The organism is Delftia tsuruhatensis NBRC 16741 (assembly GCF_001571325.1).
Lineage (GTDB): Bacteria > Pseudomonadota > Gammaproteobacteria > Burkholderiales > Burkholderiaceae_C > Comamonas > Comamonas tsuruhatensis.
In genome coordinates this window covers 1-17836 of record NZ_BCTO01000098.1, presented here as the reverse complement: position 1 = coordinate 17836, position 17836 = coordinate 1, and the positions used below count along the sequence as shown (strand labels likewise).

The 17836-nt window shown below is 65.4% G+C and carries 18 protein-coding genes and 1 pseudogene; 6 read left to right on the top strand and 13 right to left on the bottom strand.

Annotated features, from left to right (window positions below):
* Window positions 1–14 precede the first annotated feature (14 nt).
* Entirely contained in the window at window positions 15–293 is a 279-nt protein-coding gene (locus DTS01S_RS28950; RefSeq protein WP_016454694.1) for a PsiF family protein, read from the bottom strand.
* Between the two features lie 193 nt (window positions 294–486).
* On the opposite strand from DTS01S_RS28950, the gene DTS01S_RS28945 reads away from it, so the two are divergent.
* The 3 genes from DTS01S_RS28945 to DTS01S_RS28935 all read left to right on the top strand — a co-directional run bounded on the left by DTS01S_RS28945 (window position 487) and on the right by DTS01S_RS28935 (window position 4055).
* On the top strand, window positions 487–1314 hold the full coding sequence (locus tag DTS01S_RS28945) for an undecaprenyl-diphosphate phosphatase (protein ID WP_016449688.1): 828 nt from the start codon (window positions 487–489) through the stop codon (window positions 1312–1314).
* Window positions 1315–1496: 182 nt separating this feature from the next.
* Entirely contained in the window at window positions 1497–3485 is a 1989-nt protein-coding gene (locus tag DTS01S_RS28940; RefSeq protein ID WP_061290077.1) for an acetoacetate--CoA ligase, read from the top strand.
* Window positions 3486–3614: 129 nt separating this feature from the next.
* Window positions 3615–4055: a MarR family winged helix-turn-helix transcriptional regulator gene (locus DTS01S_RS28935; protein WP_016449686.1), complete on the top strand. Its 441-nt coding sequence runs from the start codon at window positions 3615–3617 to the stop codon at window positions 4053–4055.
* 140 nt (window positions 4056–4195) lie between these two features.
* On the opposite strand, the gene DTS01S_RS28930 is transcribed toward DTS01S_RS28935, so the two are convergent.
* The 3 genes from DTS01S_RS28930 to mutS are packed head-to-tail and all read right to left on the bottom strand — an operon-like array spanning window position 4196 to window position 8782.
* The gene (locus DTS01S_RS28930; protein ID WP_016454697.1) at window positions 4196–5083 is read right to left on the bottom strand and encodes an alpha/beta fold hydrolase; all 888 of its coding nucleotides are present in this window, start codon (window positions 5081–5083) and stop codon (window positions 4196–4198) included.
* The gene (locus DTS01S_RS28925) at window positions 5080–6138 is read right to left on the bottom strand and encodes a proteasome-type protease (protein ID WP_061290074.1); all 1059 of its coding nucleotides are present in this window, start codon (window positions 6136–6138) and stop codon (window positions 5080–5082) included. The genes DTS01S_RS28930 and DTS01S_RS28925 overlap by 4 nt, the downstream gene beginning before the upstream one ends.
* A 55-nt stretch (window positions 6139–6193) precedes the next feature.
* On the bottom strand, window positions 6194–8782 hold the full coding sequence (gene mutS, locus DTS01S_RS28920) for a DNA mismatch repair protein MutS (protein ID WP_034399775.1): 2589 nt from the start codon (window positions 8780–8782) through the stop codon (window positions 6194–6196).
* Between the two features lie 239 nt (window positions 8783–9021).
* Here mutS and DTS01S_RS28915 point away from each other — a divergent pair, with 239 nt between their 5' ends.
* Window positions 9022–10305, top strand: coding sequence for a tyrosine-type recombinase/integrase (locus DTS01S_RS28915; RefSeq protein ID WP_061290070.1), 1284 nt, complete (start codon window positions 9022–9024; stop codon window positions 10303–10305).
* Here DTS01S_RS28915 and DTS01S_RS28910 read toward each other — a convergent pair.
* From DTS01S_RS28910 to DTS01S_RS28870, 9 genes are all read right to left on the bottom strand, one after another.
* On the bottom strand, window positions 10265–10570 hold the full coding sequence (locus DTS01S_RS28910) for a helix-turn-helix transcriptional regulator (RefSeq protein ID WP_061290067.1): 306 nt from the start codon (window positions 10568–10570) through the stop codon (window positions 10265–10267). The genes DTS01S_RS28915 and DTS01S_RS28910 overlap by 41 nt on opposite strands.
* Entirely contained in the window at window positions 10567–11097 is a 531-nt protein-coding gene (locus DTS01S_RS28905; protein WP_061290064.1) for a hypothetical protein, read from the bottom strand. The genes DTS01S_RS28910 and DTS01S_RS28905 overlap by 4 nt, the downstream gene beginning before the upstream one ends.
* Window positions 11094–11390, bottom strand: a complete 297-nt coding sequence (locus DTS01S_RS28900) for an ogr/Delta-like zinc finger family protein (RefSeq protein WP_061290061.1) — start codon at window positions 11388–11390, stop codon at window positions 11094–11096. Before DTS01S_RS28900 ends, DTS01S_RS28905 begins: the two co-directional genes overlap by 4 nt.
* Before the next feature lie 2 nt (window positions 11391–11392).
* Window positions 11393–12391: a hypothetical protein gene (locus DTS01S_RS28895; RefSeq protein ID WP_061290059.1), complete on the bottom strand. Its 999-nt coding sequence runs from the start codon at window positions 12389–12391 to the stop codon at window positions 11393–11395.
* Window positions 12388–14913 (bottom strand): ParB/RepB/Spo0J family partition protein, encoded by a 2526-nt coding sequence (locus DTS01S_RS28890; protein ID WP_061290056.1) that lies wholly within the window; start codon window positions 14911–14913, stop codon window positions 12388–12390. Before DTS01S_RS28890 ends, DTS01S_RS28895 begins: the two co-directional genes overlap by 4 nt.
* A complete protein-coding gene (locus tag DTS01S_RS28885) occupies window positions 14910–15239 on the bottom strand; it encodes a hypothetical protein (protein ID WP_061290053.1) in 330 nt (109 codons plus the stop codon). The genes DTS01S_RS28890 and DTS01S_RS28885 overlap by 4 nt, the downstream gene beginning before the upstream one ends.
* Window positions 15232–15570, bottom strand: coding sequence for a hypothetical protein (locus DTS01S_RS28880; RefSeq protein ID WP_061290050.1), 339 nt, complete (start codon window positions 15568–15570; stop codon window positions 15232–15234). The genes DTS01S_RS28885 and DTS01S_RS28880 overlap by 8 nt, the downstream gene beginning before the upstream one ends.
* A gap of 291 nt (window positions 15571–15861) precedes the next feature.
* Window positions 15862–16155: a hypothetical protein gene (locus DTS01S_RS28875; protein WP_061290048.1), complete on the bottom strand. Its 294-nt coding sequence runs from the start codon at window positions 16153–16155 to the stop codon at window positions 15862–15864.
* 123 nt (window positions 16156–16278) lie between these two features.
* Window positions 16279–16968 carry a LexA family protein gene (locus DTS01S_RS28870; RefSeq protein WP_254787966.1) on the bottom strand — a complete coding sequence of 230 codons (690 nt, stop codon included), beginning with the start codon at window positions 16966–16968 and terminating at the stop codon, window positions 16279–16281.
* Between the two features lie 72 nt (window positions 16969–17040).
* Between DTS01S_RS28870 and DTS01S_RS30170 the strand changes: the two genes are divergently transcribed.
* Both DTS01S_RS30170 and DTS01S_RS28865 read left to right on the top strand, forming a co-directional pair.
* Entirely contained in the window at window positions 17041–17307 is a 267-nt protein-coding gene (locus DTS01S_RS30170) for a helix-turn-helix domain-containing protein (protein WP_074931811.1), read from the top strand.
* A gap of 198 nt (window positions 17308–17505) precedes the next feature.
* Window positions 17506–17836, top strand: a pseudogene (locus DTS01S_RS28865) (hypothetical protein); the annotation flags it as partial.

Below are 17836 nucleotides of genomic sequence, written 5' to 3'. Positions count from 1 at the left end.
AGCGCCTCAGGGGGTCAGTCCTTCTTCAAGCATTCACTCATGAACGCCTTGCGCTCGTCGCCCTTCTTGCCGGTGGCGTCGGCATTGCAGGTCTTCATGCGTTCCTGCTGGCGCTTCTTGCCGTCGGACAGGCAGGACTTCATGAACTCCTTGCGCTCGTCGCCCTTCTTGCCGGCGGCTTCGGTGTTGCAGGTGCCCATCAGCTTTTGCTGGGCCGTGGGGGCCTTGTCTCCGGCGGCCATGCCGATGCTGCAGGCCAGGGAGACAACTGCCAGAACAACGATTTTTTTCATGATGGAATGGTTTTGAAGGCGCGCCGAAATCCAGCGCCCCCACATTGCAGCACAGCGCCGGGCGCACAGCAACGTCACGCGCCGGCCGTTGTAAAAGTTTGCGATTGCCGCCGGCGGGCCGGCAGGCGTCCATCGGCAGGCCATGGCCAGCGCAGATAATGGCGCACTTTTGCATTGCGACAGGACGCTTGCCGTGGACATTCTTTTGCTGGTCAAGGCCGCCATCATGGGCATCGTGGAAGGGCTGACGGAGTTCCTTCCCATCTCCTCCACCGGCCACCTCATCCTGGCCGGTTCGCTGCTGGGCTTCGACGATGCCAAGGCCAAGGTCTTCGACATCGCCATCCAGACCGGTGCCATCTTCGCCGTGGTGCTGGTGTACTGGCAGAAGATCCGCTCCACCGTGGTCGACCTGCCCACCAGCGGCCAGGCGCAGCGGCTCACGCTGAACGTCATCATCGGCTTCCTGCCGGCCGTGGTGCTGGCGCTGATCTTCGGCAAGTTCATCAAGGCGCACCTGTTCACGCCCACCGTGGTGGCCACCACCTTCATCCTGGGCGGCTTCGTCATCCTGTGGGCCGAGCGCCGGCCCGCCTCGGCCATGCGCGTGCAGACCGTGGACGAGATGACGCCGCTCGATGCCCTCAAGGTCGGCCTGGTGCAGTGCCTGGCCATGATCCCCGGCACCAGCCGCAGCGGCGCCACCATCATCGGCGGCATGCTCATGGGCCTGTCGCGCAAGGCGGCGACCGATTTTTCGTTCTTCCTGGCCATTCCCACGCTGATCGGCGCCGGCGTCTACAGCCTCTACAAGGAGCGCGCCCTGCTGTCGGTGGACGACATCCCCATGTTCGCCGTGGGCCTGGTGTTCTCCTTCATCAGCGCCTGGCTGTGCGTGCGCTGGCTGCTGCGCTACATCTCCACCAACAGCTTCGTGCCGTTTGCCTGGTACCGCATCGCCTTCGGCATCATCGTGCTGGTCACGGCCTTCACGGGCCTGGTCAACTGGAGCGGCGGCTGACCAGGGCCGGGCCATCGATGGGACAAGCCACCTTCGGGTGGCTTTTTTGCGTCATGTGCCCGGGGGAGCAACCGCATGAAGAGCGCGTGGTTGCCCCATGAAAACCCCTGTACTTCTGAGAATGATGATGTTCTATGGTTATAAAAAATATGTTTTTTTTATAACTTTTTCCGAGGGTTGCCATGGCCATCGAACAAGGGCAGTTGATGTGGCGTCCCAGCCCGCAGCAGGTCGCGCAAAGCGGCCTGGCGCGCTACATGGATTGGCTGGCTGCGGCAAGGGATAGGCGCTTCGATGGCTACCAGGCGCTGTGGCAGTGGTCGGTCACGGATCTCGATGGCTTCTGGCGCTCGATCTGGGACTACTTCCAGGTCATGGCCGACGGTGACCCGACGCGCGTGCTCGGTGAGCGCGGAATGCCGGGCGCGCAGTGGTTTCCCGACACGCAACTTAACTATGCCGAGCATGTGTTCCGCAGCGCCAGCACCGAGCACCCGGCCATCATCGCGCGCTGCGAAGGCGCCGAGCCGGTGGAGCTGTCATGGCGGCAGCTGGAGCGTGACGTGGCGGCGCTCGCGGCCCGGATGCGCGAGCTCGGCCTGGGCCGCGGCGATCGCGTCGTGGCCTACCTGCCCAATGTGCCCCAGGCGGTCGTGGCCTTCCTGGCCTGCGCCAGCATAGGCGCCATCTGGTCCAGCTGCGCGCCCGAGATGGGTGTTTCCGTGGTGCTGGACCGCTTCCAGCAGATCGGCCCCAAGCTGATTTTCGCCACCGATAGCTATGTCTACGGGGGACGGTGTTTCGATCGCCGCGCCGTACTCGGCGAGGTGCTGCGGGGATTGCCCGAGATAGGCCATGTGATCCATGTGCCCGGCCCCCTGTTCAGGCCCGGGGACCCCGCGTGCGAGCTGCCCTGGCGCGATGTCATGGCCTGGGCCGACGCGCTGGCCAGGCCCGCAGAGCCGGTCTTCGAGCGCTTGCCGTTCTCGCACCCGCTGTGGGTGGTCTATTCCTCGGGCACTACGGGACTGCCCAAGGCCATGGTGCACAGCCATGGCGGCATCGTGCTCACCCACCTCAAGACCCATGGGCTGCAGCACGACGTGCGGCCCGGCGACCGCTTCATGTTCCTGGGCAGCACGGGCTGGATCGTCTGGAATCTCATGGTGGGCAGCCTGCTGGCTGGCGCCACCGTGGTGCTGTCCGATGGCAACCCGACCTCGCCCGACGATGGCGCATTGTGGGACTTCATCGATCGCCAGCAGGTCACGCTGTTCGGTTGCGGCGCGGCCTTTCTGGCCAAGACCATGAAGGATGGCGTGGTGCCCGCCCGGGCCCGCCGCTTCGAGAAACTGCGCGCCATCAATTCCACGGGGTCGGCGCTGCCGCTGGAGGCCTACGGCTGGGTCTACGAGAACATCAAGCGCGATCTGTGGCTGGCCTCGGTCAGCGGTGGAACGGATATCGCCTCGGGCTTCGTGGCCTGCGCGCCCCTGCTGTCCGTGCGTGCGGGCGAGATCCAGTGCCGTGAACTGGGCGTCGCCGCGCACGCCTTTGACGAGCAAGGGCGCAGCGTGACCGGCGAGGTGGGCGAACTGGTGATCACCGAACCCATGCCTTCCATGCCCTTGTATTTCTGGAACGACGCCGATGGCCTGCGCTACCGTGAAAGCTACTTCGACGTCTTTCCCGGCTACTGGCGCCATGGCGACTGGATCTCGTTCAGCGAGCATGGGTCGGCCGTGATCTACGGCCGCTCGGACACCACGATCAACCGTTTCGGCATCCGCATGGGAACGGCCGAGATCTACCGTGTCGTCGAGGAAGTTGACGAGGTCTTGGACAGCCTCGTCGTGGACCTGGAGTTCCTGGGGCGCCCCTCTTTCATGCCCTTGTTCGTGGTGCTGGCTCCGGGCCTGGTGCTGACGGATGCGCTGGTGGCCCGGATCAAGGATGCCATCAGGGCCCAGGCCTCTGCGCGCCATGTGCCCGATGCGGTCATCCATGTCGCCGAGATTCCGCGCACCCTCACGGGCAAGAAGATGGAACTGCCCGTGCGCAAGCTGCTGCTGGGTGCAGAGCCCGCCAAGGTGGCCAGCCCCGACGCCATGGCCAATCCGGGCAGCATCGATTTCTTCGTGCAATACCGGGCACGGGTCCCGCTGGCCTGAGGTGCGGCGACCCTGGCCGATCTCATCCATGACGCAGGAGACAAACCCATGACCGTCTCTATCGAAAGGTCCGCCAGGCCCCATTCGATGCGCCTGGCCCCCCCCTTGGACCGAGCCACCCCATCGCCCATGAAGTCAGCACTCCAGCAGAATTTTCTGATGCAGCAGTTGGGCCACTGCACGCGCCTGGCCCATGCCACCGTAAGGCCTCACTATGCGAAGCACATGCTGGCGCTGGATCTCAAGCCGTCGGAGTTTGCCGTGCTGTCGCTGATCTCGGCCAATCCCGGCGCATCCCAGCGCCAGATCGCCGAGACCGTGATGATTTCCCAGCCCAACATGGCGGCGCTGATGGAAAGACTGCAGGTGCGCGGCCTGCTCAGGCGCGAGGCCGATCCTGCGGACAGGCGCCTGTCGCTGCTGTATCTGACGGCCGAGGGCGAGCGCCTGCACGAAAAGGCGGCGGCGCAGGTGGAAATTCTGGAGCAAGAGGCCAGCCGCATGCTGAGCGCTGAGGACAAGCAGCAGCTGCTGCGCCTGCTTCACAAGATGATCGATTGCGCCGGGTAGCCGGACCGCCATCGCCAAGACCCTCGCCCGCTGCCGTGAACGCCGATGGGGCCCGATCCTTGAGGAAGGCGCCAAGGGGTTCAAGCTCCATCCCATGGTCCAGGGTTGCCATCCGGATCTCGGCTTGAGCCGGACGCCGCTCAGGTTTGCATGTTCAGCAGCGCGGCCTCGATGGCGGCGGCCGTGGCGTGGGGCCGCTCCATGGGGAACAGGTGGCTGCCGTCCAGCATCATCACGCGCCCGCGCGTGATGCGGCGCGTCAGGTCCATGCCCACCTGGCGCATCTCCACCGAGGCACGCCCGCCGATGAAGGCCGCCGGGCAGCGCAGCGGATGGTGGTGCAGCAGCGAGGCCAGGTTGTGCGGCAAGGTGTTGTAGATGGCGGTCTCCACCTCGCGCGTGAAGTGCAGCGTGCGCCGGCCGTCCAGGTCGGCCAGGCCGCCCTGCACATAGTCCTGGAGCACCTGCGGATGCCATTGCGCAAACACCTTCTTGGCGCGGAAATAGGCCAGCGCCTCGTCATCGCTGTCCCAGGCATTGCGGCGGCGCGCGCTGATCTTGCCTGGCGAGACCGAGCCCACCAGCTGCGTGCGCTTGGCCACCCCCACGGCATTGGCACGCCAGCCGCTGAGCAATGGCGAGTCGATCAGCAGCACGCCGCGCGCCAGCTCGGGATGGCGCGCGGCCGTCATCACGCTCAGGAAACCGCCCAGCGAATGCCCGACCAGGAAGACCGGACCGCCCACGCGCTCAACCTCGGCGCGCGTGAACTCGGCCAGTTGCTCGACCAGGTGCGGCCAGTTGTTGGTGACGGGAAAGCGCGGGTCATGGCCGAAGCGCTCCACGCCCTGCGCCGCGATGCCGCGCTCGGCCAGCAGCGAGAGCAGCAGCCGGTAGGTGGGCAGCGGAAAACTGTTGGCATGCGAGAACACCACGGGCAGCGGCGCCGATGCAGTGCCCGCGCCCGTACCCGTGCCGGCAACCGCCGCATCGCTCTCGGCCCGCTGTGCGGACCGGGCCGCGTTCACGGCCGAGGCTCCTGGCCGGCCTGTGCGGCGCCATCGGGCACGCCTTGCTGGTGGCCCGAGGGCTGGCCTGCATCGGGCCGCACGGGCGATGCCGGGCCCGGCTGCATGGGCGTCATGGGGGAGGTCGCAAGACCGTCTGCCGTGGAGGTGCCCAGGCCCGCGCCCGTGCCGCTGTGATAGGGCTGGCGCAGCGCCGCAGGCGGCAGCCGGCCCATGCTGCGCGCCGACGAGCGCAGGGCGCCTGCCGGCGCGTTGACCTTGGTCAGCGGCTGGGCCTGGCGGCTGTGCACGCGGATGGGCACCTCGGAGGCGCCGCCATCCCAGGCCGGGTCCTCGATGCTGTCGAAGACATGGCGCAGGCGCTCGCCCCAGCTGTCGTGCAGCATGCGGAAATACGGATTGCTCTCGTCGATGCTGACGATCTTGTCGGAGGCGAAGCGGTCCTTCTCGTACACGATCAGGTCCAGCGGCAGGCCCACCGACAGGTTGGACTTGAGCGTGCTGTCCATGGACACCAGGGCGCACTTGGCGGCCTCGTCCAGCGGCGTGCGCGGCGTGATCACGCGGTCCAGCACGGGCTTGCCGTACTTGGACTCGCCGATCTGGAAGTAGGGCGTCTCGCTCGTGGCCTCGATGAAGTTGCCTGCCGAGTAGACCTGGAACAGCCGCATGTTCTCGCCCTGGATCTGTCCGCCCAGCACCAGCGAGATATTGAAGTCCACGCCCGACCGGGACAGCGCCACGCCGTCGCGCTCGTACACATGGCGCACGGCTGCGCCCAGCACGCGGGCCGCGTCGAACATGCTGCGCACGTTCCAGATGGTCAGCATGTCGCCCGTGGCCTCGTCGCGCAGCTGCTGGCTCTCCAGCAGCTCGCGCACCGATTGGGTGATGGACAGGTTGCCGGCCGACAGCAGCACCATGAAGCGGTCGCCGGGGTTCTCGTAGACCATGAGCTTGCGGAAAGAGCTGATCTGGTCCAGGCCGGCATTGGTGCGCGAGTCGGCCAGGAAAACCAGGCCGGCGTTGAGCTTGATGGCAACGCAATAAGTCATGGGAACATCCGAAACTGCGGGATCGACAAGTTTAGTGGGAGGTGATTGACCGCGTTCAGGCAGCGATCTTCTTGAGCTGGTAGAGGGCCTCCAGCGCCTCGCGCGGGCTCAGTGCGTCGGGATTGATGGCGGCCAGCGCCTGGGCCAGCGGGTCGTGGCGGCTCTCGGGCTCGGGCATGTCGGGCGCATCGAACAGGTCCACCTGCAGGCGGCCCTCGTCGGCATGGGCCTCCAGTGCCTCCAGCGCATGGCGCGCGTGGTGCAGCACGCCGGCAGGCATGCCCGCCAGCTTGGCCACCTGGATACCGTAGCTGCGGCTGGCCGGGCCGGGCTGGATCTCGTGCAGGAAGACGATGTCCTGGCCCGACTCCGCCGCGCTCACATGCATGTTCACGGCCGCGCGTGCCTTGGCCGGCAGCTCGGTCAGCTCGAAGTAGTGCGTGGCAAACAGCGTGAAGGCGCGCGTCCTGTCGTGCAGCTGGGTGGCGATGCCGCTGGCCAGCGCCAGGCCGTCGAAGGTGCTGGTGCCCCGGCCGATCTCGTCCATCAGCACCAGGCTGTGCGGCGTGGCCGAATGCAGGATCTGCGCGGCCTCGGTCATCTCCATCATGAAGGTGGACTGGGCATTGGCCAGGTCGTCGGCCGCGCCGATGCGCGTGTGGATGGCGTCGATGGGCCCCAGCCGGCAGCAGGACGCCGGCACATGCGAGCCCATGCTGGCCAGCAGCACGATCAGCGCCACCTGGCGCATATAGGTCGATTTGCCGCCCATGTTGGGGCCGGTGATGATCTGCATGCGTGTGTTGGCGTTCATGCGCGTGTGGTTGGCGATGAAGCTGCCGCTGGAGGTCTCGGCCATGCGAGCCTCCACCACGGGGTGGCGGCCGGCCTCGATCTCGATGCAGGGATGGTTCACGAACTCGGGCGCGCACCAGTTCAGCGTCAGCGAGCGCTCGGCCAGCGTGCACAGCACGTCGATGGCGGCAATGGCACCGGCCACGCGCGTGAGCGCCGGCACATGGGGCTGCAGCTGGTCCAGCAACTGCTCGTAGAGGAACTTTTCGCGCTGCAGCGCGCGCTCCTGCGCGGACAGGGCCTTGTCCTCGAAGGCCTTGAGCTCGGGCGTGATATAGCGCTCGGCGTTCTTCAGCGTCTGGCGGCGGCGGTAGCGCTCGGGCACCGCGTCCTTGTAGCTGTTGGTGATCTCTATATAGAAGCCGTGCACCTTGTTGAACTGCACGCGCAGGTTGGGAATGCCGGTGAGCAGCTTTTCCTTGGCCTCCAGCTCCAGCAGGAAGTCGTCGCAGTTGTTCTGGATGGCGCGCAGCTCGTCCAGCTCGGCGTCGTAGCCTGTGGCAAACACGCCGCCGTCGCGCACCAGGGCGGCCGGCTCTTCCATGATGGCGCGCACCAGCAGCTCGGCGCAGCCCTCGGGCGGCTGCAGGTCGGCAAACAGCTGGGTCAGGTGGGCCGAGGGTGTCTGCCCGGCCTGGGCCAGCAAGGCCGCCTTTTGCAGCGTGCGGCCCAGTCCCACCAGCTCGCGCGGGCGCACCTGGCGCAGCGCGGTGCGCGCCGTGATGCGCTCCACATCGCTCACGCCCTTGAGCTGCTCGCGCAACTGCTGCCAGGGCGCGGCCATGCCGCCTGCGCTGGCGCCCTGCAGCGCCCGCGTGGCCTCCAGACGCGCCATGGCCTGCGTGCGGTCGCGTCGCGGCTCCAGCAGCCAGGCCTTGAGCAGGCGGCTGCCCATGCCCGTCATGCAGGTGTCCAGCAGGGAGAACAATGTGGGCGAATCCTCGCCGCGCAGCGTCTTGACCAGCTCCAGGTTGCGGCGCGTGGCCAGCGGCAGCGCAATCAGCTCATCGTCGCGCTGCACCTGCAGAGCGTGGATGTGCGACAGGCTGCGGCCCTGCGTGTGCTCCGCATACGACAACAGGGCGGCGCTGGCGCCATGGGCCAGCGGCAGGTCCTCGGCCTCCCAGGCCTTGAGGCTGGCCGCGCCCAGCAGCTCCAGCAGCTTGCGCTCGCCCAGGCCGCCGTCGAACTGCCAGTCGGGGCGCGGCGACAACGGGCAGGCAATGGAGCCGCCATGGCGCAGCGCGAACAGGCTCTGCTCGAAACGCTCGGTCACGCCTGCGCTGTAGATCAGCTCGCTGGGCGCAATGCGCGAAATCCAGGCGCCCAGCTCGTCGTGGGAGCATTCGGCCAGATGGATGCGCCCCTGCGTCACCGCCATCCAGGCCAAGCCGCAGCGCTGGCGCCCGGCCGTGTGCAGGGACAGCAAGATCGCCTCGCTCTTGTCCGACAGCAGTTCACTGTCGGTCAGCGTGCCCGGCGTCACCACGCGCACCACCTTGCGCTCCACCGGGCCCTTGGCGGCGCCCACCTCGCCCACCTGCTCGCAGATCGCCACCGACTCGCCCAGCTTGATCAGCCGGCCCAGGTAGTTCTCCAGCGCATGGAAGGGCACGCCCGCCATGGGAATCGGCTGCCCCGCCGTCTGCCCGCGCGTGGTCAGCGTGATATCCAGCAGCCGCGCCACCTTCTCCGCATCCCCGAAGAACAGCTCGTAGAAATCCCCCATGCGGTAGAAAACCAGCGTGTCGGGGTAGTTGATCTTGATGCCCAGGTACTGCTGCATCATGGGCGTATGTTGCGCCAAATCGACCGCGCTAAGTTCTTGATTGGGTTCGCTATTCTCGGATTTAACTTTTGTCATCAATAACTTAGGTTGTGCTGCTGTATGTAAATACAGCGTGCCAACGTCTCAAAGAAACCCCGCTACACTTCGCGCCGTGGCGTAACTTTTTTGCTCGCATGGGCTGAAATGTTACGCCGTTCATTTCCCGAATTATCGGGAATGTTACGCCGCTGGAGGAGTGGATGAGTTTCAACGCGCGCAGAGCCAAAGCACTACAGCCAGGGGAGCACATTATTGTCGATGACGCTCCCGGCCTTCGCCTGGTGGCAAGGGCGAGCCGTACTACCTGGCTGTATCGCTATAAGAGTCCGGTGGACGAGCGGATGCGCCAGGTGGCGATAGGCCATTGGCCTGAGATGGGGTATCCGGCCGCGTTGGCTGTGTGGGATCAACTGCGCCGCCGGCGGGACTCAGGCGAGGACTTGGCCAAGGAAAAAAAGCGGTCCGTAAAGGTGGCTGCAGCCCAGTCGGCCGCGCGTGCGGCCGAGGGTGTCTATACAGTTGGCCAGCTCATCGAGGACTATCTCCATGGGCACATCGAGCGTCACCGCAAACCGAAGGGGGCGGCAGAGGCTCGGCGGCTGCTGGTGGACTACACAACCAAGCTGCAGCCGCTGGAGCCTGGCCAGGTCACGCGCGCTCTGGCCTTTGGTTTGCTGGAGACTGTGGCGTCACACGCGCCTGTTCTGGCAAACACGCTGCGTACTGAGTTGGGGGCGGCTTGGGAATACGCGCTCGATGCCGGCCGCATTCCCGAGGATGTGCCCAACTGGTGGCGCCAGATCTTGCGGGGCAAGCTGCGTAGCCGGGGCAAGATCGTCAAGGGCGAGCACCAGGGCGTAAAAAAGCGGGCGCTGCAACCTGCAGAGGTGGGGAAGCTGATTCGTTTCCTGCCCAATTTCTCCACGCTGATCAGCGACCTGCTGATCCTCTATCTTTGGACTGGGGCGCGTGGTGCGGAGATCGTGGCGATGAGCGGCGCAGAAATCACGGACGAGCCCGATGGTGTTTGGTGGACTGTGCCGCGTGAGCGTCTCAAGATGGCGCGCAATGAGAATCTGACGGACCTGCGCGTGCCCCTGGTTGGGCGTGCCCTAGATGTCGTGCGCCGGCGCCGCGAGGAACACGGCACAGGCTTTCTTTTCCCGTCGCGGCCCGGTGCCGCTGTTCGACATGTCGAGCAAAAAGTTTTGGGCGTGGCGATCTGGGCTGCCCGGCCGGATACGCCGACGCCGTACGAGAACAGCATGCGGCAGCGCCTGCAGATGGAGCCTTGGGCGCCTCATGACTTGCGGCGAACTGTGCGCACGCAGCTGGCAGCGCTGAAATGCCCGGCTGACGTGGGCGAGAGTGTGCTCGGGCACATCTTGCCCGAGGCCACGTACAACAGACACCAGTACGACCAGGAGCGACGGGCCTGGCTGCTTACACTGTCGGCGCATTGGGAGCAACTTGCTGCGCAATGATCTGCGCCTTGGTCTTGCGGCCGCGCTTGGGCGCTCCCGTGTTCTCAGGGGGCAACAAATTTGAGGGAGGCAGGCCCAGTAGCCAAGCGTCCAGCTCGGAGCGCAGCCATGCGACACGCCGCGTTTCGGGAAACATGCGCGGCAGTGGCGCCTGCTTTGCTTGCACCAGGCGCTCGAATGTCGAGATGCCCAGCGAGACATAGGCGGCGGCCTGGTCGCGTTCCAGCGCGGCCGGCGCGAATTGCAGGATGGGGGTCGCGCTCATGCATGCACCTCCTTGCGCTTTGGGTGGTACGGGCTGGTTGCGGTGAGGTCCGTCTCTGCCTGCAGCATCTCGCTGCCGCTGCTCTGCGTGCGGGCGACAAGCCGGCGTGTCACTTCGTGGATCTCTCCGGCCGTGAGCTGCTGCAACTGGTAGACGTGCAGATCAATCGCTGTCGTGAGGGCGTCCAGCTCGTAGAAGTGCACGGCGCTGGGGCGCCAGGTGCCAGCGGCCATGCCCCGAGCGTAGTAGGCATCGCACGCGGCCAGGGCGCTGTCGAAGTGCTCGGCCAGGCCCCGCACGATGCCGCCGCGCTCGATCTCCTGTGCGACCTGGATGGTGCTGTGCATGACCGTCGCGTGCACCTCGGTAGCTGTGCCGGCGCGGATCTGCGCGAAGCACTCGCGCACAGGGTCGATGATCGATGCGACCTCTTCGGTTGTCAGCTTGGTGCCGTGGTGGTTGATCACGGCGAACGTGTCAGGGCGGCCAGCCCAGCGGCTGCGGAAGGGTTTGCGTCGGCTGCTCATGATAGGTCTGCTCCAAAGACTGGATGCATGCCCGTGCGGTGTGGCGCGCTTGGCATCTCGGCCAGCTGCGTTTGCAGCAGTTGGCGCTTGATGTGCGTGCTCATGGGTAGGATCACCCTGGGGTCAGGGATCGCGCTCGGGCTGATCGTGCGGTTGATTTCCGTCACAGCCGAGAACACATGGCCGCAGTCGGTATTGCGGCACTGGAAGATGGTTTCTCGGCTGGTCCTGGTCAGCTGCTGGCTGGTGCGGGTGTATGCAAACTCGTTGCAGTGCGGGCACATCATTCGCATGGTCAGCACTCCGGCTTTGCCTGGGGGATTGGGTTGACGAGAGGAAACGGTGGAAGTCCTGCCTCTCGTCTGGCTTCTGCCATGGTCTTGCCTCGCCACTCCACGGCGCAAGCAGCCCACATGCGACGATCCGTATCAGTTGGGCGGTACGCGTCGGTGTGATACAGGTGCCCCCCCATGCACTGCTCGCTGTGCCAGCCGCGCGCATGAGGGGCGCCAAGCAATGCCAGCGCGGTCACTCCTTCGCCATATCGCACCAAGTCGCCGGGCAGTGGCCACATGGCATCCACTGCAGGCGCAGCAGGTGCAGCAGGTGCAGCCAGTTCAGTTTCCTGGGCCAGGTTGTAGAGAGCCTGCATGCGCAACACCAAGGTGCGCAGCTTGCAGCCCTTGCGGATAGTCCCGTGCCCCACGGTCACGTCGCACGGCAGCGGCCAGTCCATGGGATCTTCTGGCACAGCAGGTGCTGCCAGAGCGGCGCGCGAAGTCCATCCGGTCCAAGCGTTGTCCACGCCGCTGTTGTTGTAGTGGCGGTTCTGGCCACTGCCGAACGTGCTCAGATCGCCGCCATCCTTTTTGATCCAGGCCTCGAAAGCCTCGCGCTCATCGCCCCCGGGCGCAGCAGGTGCCTGGGGCGCTGCTGCCAGCCGGGCGGCCGCCGCAGACAGCAGACCACGAGCGTGGCCTCCAATGCCATGCGGCACCAGGGCTCCCTCGGCGTCGAATTCCAGCAGCGCGATGATGTTGCGCACCAGGCTGGGCGTGTCGCCCCGGAACTCATCGGCCGGCAGGTCTTGGGCTGCAGGCGCTTCCAGGGCGGACGAGGCGTTGAGAGCGCGGCCGGCTGCTTCGTGCGCAATGTTCAGCTTGGTGAGGTTCACCTCTTTGCCCCAGGCGTTCTTGATGGGATTGCTGCAGCACTGCACAAACAGGTCTTCGTGAGCCGCCTCATAGAGGCGCAGGGCGGCGACTGCTGCGTGGGTTGAATTTTGGGTGCTCATGCCAGGCTCTCCAGTTCTTCGGTGCCAAAAATGGCGGTCTTTGCGACGGTCCCGGGCTTGCCGGCAAACTCGATTTCCCAGCCGTCTTCACGGGCGGCAAGCACCTTGCCCTCGCGCCACAGGAATTCCAAGCGGTTAGCTGCTGCGCCGACATGCAGGACGCGCACGCGCTTGCCCACGATGGGGTCCGCTGTGTAGGGATCCAGCTCGTCGGCCTCGAAGCCTGCGCGCTGGCCTACGCCACGGCCAAACTCCACGATCAGCGACAAATGGCCGGGCCGCACCACGCCCACGCGGCCGCACTCTTTGAGGGGCCTCCCCGTCGTGCCTTTGAGGCCGTCCTTGACGCGCACCAGGTCGCCGGCCGCGAACGTGGGCGCCTGGCTGGTGGCTGCTTTATCTGCCGCCCCGGTGCCGGCGTCCGCACTGTCCTGGCCATCGTCAGCGGTGGCAGTCTGCGCGGGCGCAGACTGCTGCGTGTCATGGGGCATGGCCTGGTCAACATCAGCGGCCGCAGGGGAGGGCGGCAGGACCTGCGCAGCGTCAGCTGCGACTGGGCCTGCATCGTCGCCCTGTGCGGCTGCAGCCGCACCTTGAATGGGTGCCTGCGCGTCAGCGACAGGCGCCCCCTCGTCGCTTTGCGCGGCTGCGGCCGCGCCTGATTCTTGGTCTTGGAGCGCGGCCGCGATAGCGGCCGAGGCCTCGGCGGCAGTCGTCTTCGGCTCGGCGCTCGCACGCGCAGCGGGGGATTTTTTGGCTTTGCCCTTCGCGCGACTCTCGCCAGCGCGCGCAGCGGGATCAAGGGGTAGATCCGCCTTCGGAGCGGCAGGTTCGGAGGGCTTCGCGGCTGCTTTTGCCTGGGCCTTGGCTGCACGCAAGTTCGCCTTGGTTTCCGCCTTCACGGCCTCGATGTCCACGCCGCAGGCTTCGGCCATGGTCATGAGATTGGGGTTTTGCGGGGCCTCGGGGTTGTGTTCCCAGTACCACGGCGAATATGCCGAGTCCCGCAGGGCCAGCACCAAGCCAGCGACGGCAATCGGTGAGGCAGACTCGGCTGCCAGGTCGCGCATTGCATCCTTGGGCGCAACCTTGCCCAGTTCCAGCATCTTGCACAGCTCTTTCGCGTCGTCGCCGTTGAGCGTGTTGACGATGCTCCTTGCGGCAATCTGCTGGCTCGCGATCAACAGGGCAGCGGTGGGATTCTTGCTCTGGACTGCGATCCGGCGGACGATCTCCCGCCGCCATGCGCGTTCGTATTCCTCCACAGCAGCCTTCTTTTCCGCCTGGGCATCGGCTTTGGCCTGGCTCTCGTTTGCCTCCTGCTGCTTCTGATGGGCCTCGGCCTTGCCTGCGATCTTGAGCAATTCCGCTGCCTGCTCTTTCGTGACAACGGCAATCAACTCTTTCTTGTCGTGCGGGTTGATGATCATCGTGGGCTTGATGCCCGAGGTGTCGAGTGCTTTGTGCACCAGCTTGCGCAGGGTCTTGCCGTTGACGGGGCTGTCATAGGCGTTGTCCAGACGCAGATAGCCTTTGACGGTGCCGCCGTATGCGTGCGGGATCAATTCCTTTGCGGCGCGGCCGTCGATGACCTCCAGGCCCTGGTCCACGGCCTTTTGGCGCACCTGGGCCGTGTGAGCCTCTTCTTTTTCGTGGTAGCAAGGCGGATTTGTGCAGACGTCTGCACTGTCCACATCCGCATACGCGTCGGGGTTGGCGCCGGTTCGGTAGCTGCAAGTGGTGCAGGCCCCGGCACGCGTACACAGTTGGGCATCGTTGCGATCAAACGGGGCGCGATCAAGGCGCAGCATGAATTCACGTTGCACCATCGCCTGGGCTGTGCGAGCCGTGTATGGCTGACCGTATTCGGCGTGGCGCTTGATTTCTTCCAGGGCCTTTGTTTGCAACGATTCGACGGGGATACGCGCGACCGTCTGCGCGATTGACCAGTCCATCGTGCCGGTGCGAACCATTTCGCGGCCCATCTCGCACAGATCCAAGATCTTGAGCACGTTGAACACATAGGTTCGGCTCTTGCCCACGTCCTCGGCTATCTTCTCGGCCGTGGTCTCGCCGAGGTCCAATAGTTCGCGGTAGCCCTCGGCCTCCTCCAGCTTCGTGATGTCGGCCCGTTGCAGGTTTTCGATGACGGCGGCGCGCAGGGCGTCGGCGTCGGACATCGGGCGAATCATCGCGGGGATCTCTGCCAGGCCGGCCAGTTGGCTGGCGCGCCACCGGCGCTCGCCTGCGATCAGCTCATACTGCGCGCGCTCGCGCTTCTCGGCCTTAGCCCATGCCTGCTCATCGGCAATGCGAGATTCGGGCAGCGGACGCAGCAGGATGGGCTGATGCACGCCCGTGGCCTTGATGCTGTCCGCCAGTTCCTGCAGCTTTGCCTGGTCGAAATGCTTGCGAGGGTTGCGCAAGCTGCGGGCGATGCTCTGGAGGGGCACATGCAGCATCAGGGCGCCCGCGCCGGGTGTGGGCAGGGCGGCTGTCGGGTTGTCGTTCGCGGTGGTCATGCTGCAAGACCCTCCTGCTGGCCCTTGATACCGAAGGCGCGGCGCGCCGCGTTACGCACTTCGGCACTGACGCTGTGCGCGAAGCCCTCGGGGTTGAACAGTTCGCGCACCAGGTCAATGCACGCAGCGGTGTCGGGATCGACCTTGGCGGTGTCGAAGAGCACGCGGCGGCAAGACGGTTGCTTGGCGCCTTGCTGGACAAGTTCCAGCGCTGCAGCCTCCTGGGGAGCCAGGGGCGCGCCCGGGCGGGGTGCCTGCAGGTTGGTTTCAATCTGGACTTCGCCAGGGCCGACGAGGGAAACAGCGATCACGATGGGATTAGCCATGAGCGGCCTCCAGGAGTTGCAGTTGGGATTGATCGGGAGCGGGTTCGCGCAGCGGCTGGATGGCCTGGCAGTGGCCCAGCGTTGTGCGGATCTGGTGGATGGGCGCAGTGACGGACACGCGCATGCCGCGCTTGAGCGTCTTTGCGTATTGCTGGGCTTGCGGCCGCAGGTTGGGCGGGTAGACAAGCTCGGCTTTGACGGGCAGTTGGCCGGGGCCGTCGCTATCGAAGATGGCGACGAGCACGGGCATGGGGGTGCTGTCCGGGCCTTGCGGCAGCGTGCGCACTTCGGCGTCCTGCACCAGGGTGCCGGTGATCTGGATCAGAGCCATGGCGTGCCCCCGAAGTGGATGGCGGCTGCGATGGCGGGTGGCGCGACGATGCAGAGCACTGCAACCAGTGCGAGTACCACGACCACAGCCCAGCGGCTGGCTGCACGGCGCATGGCGCGGCGTGGACGGTGCGGGCCGTCCATCTGAATGGGCGGGCGGCTCATCGCGCGGCCCTCGCGCTGATGGGGTGTCCGTGGCCGAAGAGGGCCATTGCGCGGGCGATGGCATCAGCGGCGCCGGTCGCGCGGATCGTGTGGCGCGTGCGACCGCATGTGACGGTGTAGAGGGCCATCACTCGCCCCCTGCGTCGTCGGTCAGCACGACGCCGGCCAAGCCGGGGATGCTCATCAGCACGTCAATGACGTGACTGTCCGGGGGCGGGATGTCGAGGGCAATGTATGCCTCTCCGGCTGCGTGCAGGATGCCTTGCTGCACCCGTGCGGTCGCGGCATCGCACATTGCGGCGAGTCGATAGGGCCAGAGCAGGCGCTCAAGCTGCTGTATTTGCCGCTGCAGCGGCATCGTGTCTACGGCGAGGGTGAGGGTGCAGACGTGTGCACTGTCTGCTGTACTGCTGCATTGCATGCCGGGCCTCCTGTTTGACGGAGGGCGCGCGGCTTTGCAGGCCGGTGCGCCCGCCTGAGCGGGGGCTCAGGCAGGCGAATTACAAATCAATTTGTTGCCTGTGTCAACAAGGCAATTTGTAGATCAGGGGAGTTTCCCGAACGATGCATCTACAACAATGCCGCCGAAGGTGTCGCCCGGACGCATCTCTATGTACTTGTGCGGCCAGTCTGGATTTAGGGCCTCAAGGTAGGGCTTCCCATCAACCAGGGTGTACCGCTTGAAGGTCGCCTCGTTGTCTGCATCGCGGCGGGCGATCACGAATTGTCCAGGTGTTGGATCTTTGTCGGGGTTGACGAAAAGAAGCATTCCCTCCGGGAACGAGTAGCGCCCCTGGGGATTTGTCATGGACTCGCCGCGCACCCGCAAAACGTACCCTCTTGGCCCGAGGTTGTGTGGACTCATGTACCACTGCTCTGCCTGGTAGGGGGTGAAGGCCTCACAGTTGCCGTTCCAGACCCCGGCTTGCACCCAGGTGATCAAGGGGTAAAGGATGCCGCGATTGACGTCTGGGCCGGGCTCAACGTTTGACTGCGTTTGCTGGTCCGTAGGTTCTCCCAGGCCTGTGGCGAGCCACACCGCATTCACTCCAAGCGCCTCGGCAATCTTCACCAAGTGCTTGCTGCCGGTGGCGTTGTTGCGTGGGTCGAGCAAGTACTGCACCGCCTGCGGCTTGATACCCACGGCCCTTGCAAGCTCGCTCTGGCTAGGCATTTTGGCGATCTCCATGGCAAGGCGTATTCGTTCGGCAAGTTGTGGGTGGGTCAGCGACATGGCTTGATGCTACAAATTTCTTTGTTTTGTTGGTTGCAAAATTCTTTGTAGTAAGATACAAAGCAGCTTGTTATGACCCAACAAACTGCTTTGAATCCACACGATGCTCTGCTCTCTGCCATCAAGAAGGCGGGCGGCCAAGCCGCGCTCGCTCGATTGATTGGTAAGAAGCAGGGGCATGTGTCTTATTGGCTGGACTCTGGCAACGGCGTTCCCGCTGAGTACTGCCCTCTCATCGAGGAGAGCACAGGTGTTCTCTGTGAGCAGTTGAGGCCGCGTGTGCGCTGGGATGTCCTGCTGCGCCGTGGTGCTCATGCGGTGGGAGATACCAGTGCATAGCTTTCCTTCCCCCTCCAGCAACCCGGCAACGTCGCCCGGGATTCGTCTCCTTCCCCAACTTGGTGCTGCACGCGCGGGCAGGTGCGTGGGGCTTGCGTTGCTGGCTGGAGTGGGGCTTTCTTTTCGTCATGCCCGCAGTGTCGTCGGCACGGTTCGCGGGCGCCATCCTGAAATTTCTAGCCTTCAAGGGGAACGGCCATGACGCGCCGCTATTCCGGCGCCGACTGGCGCGACGTTTTCTACAACGCGATCCGAAGCGCTGACGGTGGCGTGGTCGAAGCTGCAAAGTTCCTGACCGAGCGCCGTGAGCGGTTCATCCATGCAGAGGACCTGCGCCGCCGTCTGCGTGGTGCAGATGGCGAATCGCTGAGCACGGAGATGCTTGAGTTGTTGTCCGAGTGGCTGCTGGATCGACGGGAGCCCGGGGCGCTGCGATGGCTGCAGGTATTCAACGCTCGCTTCGGCATGGCTGCCGCACATCTGCCGCCACCGCCCGAAGGCGGTTGGGCCTGTGAGGCTACCGCGATCC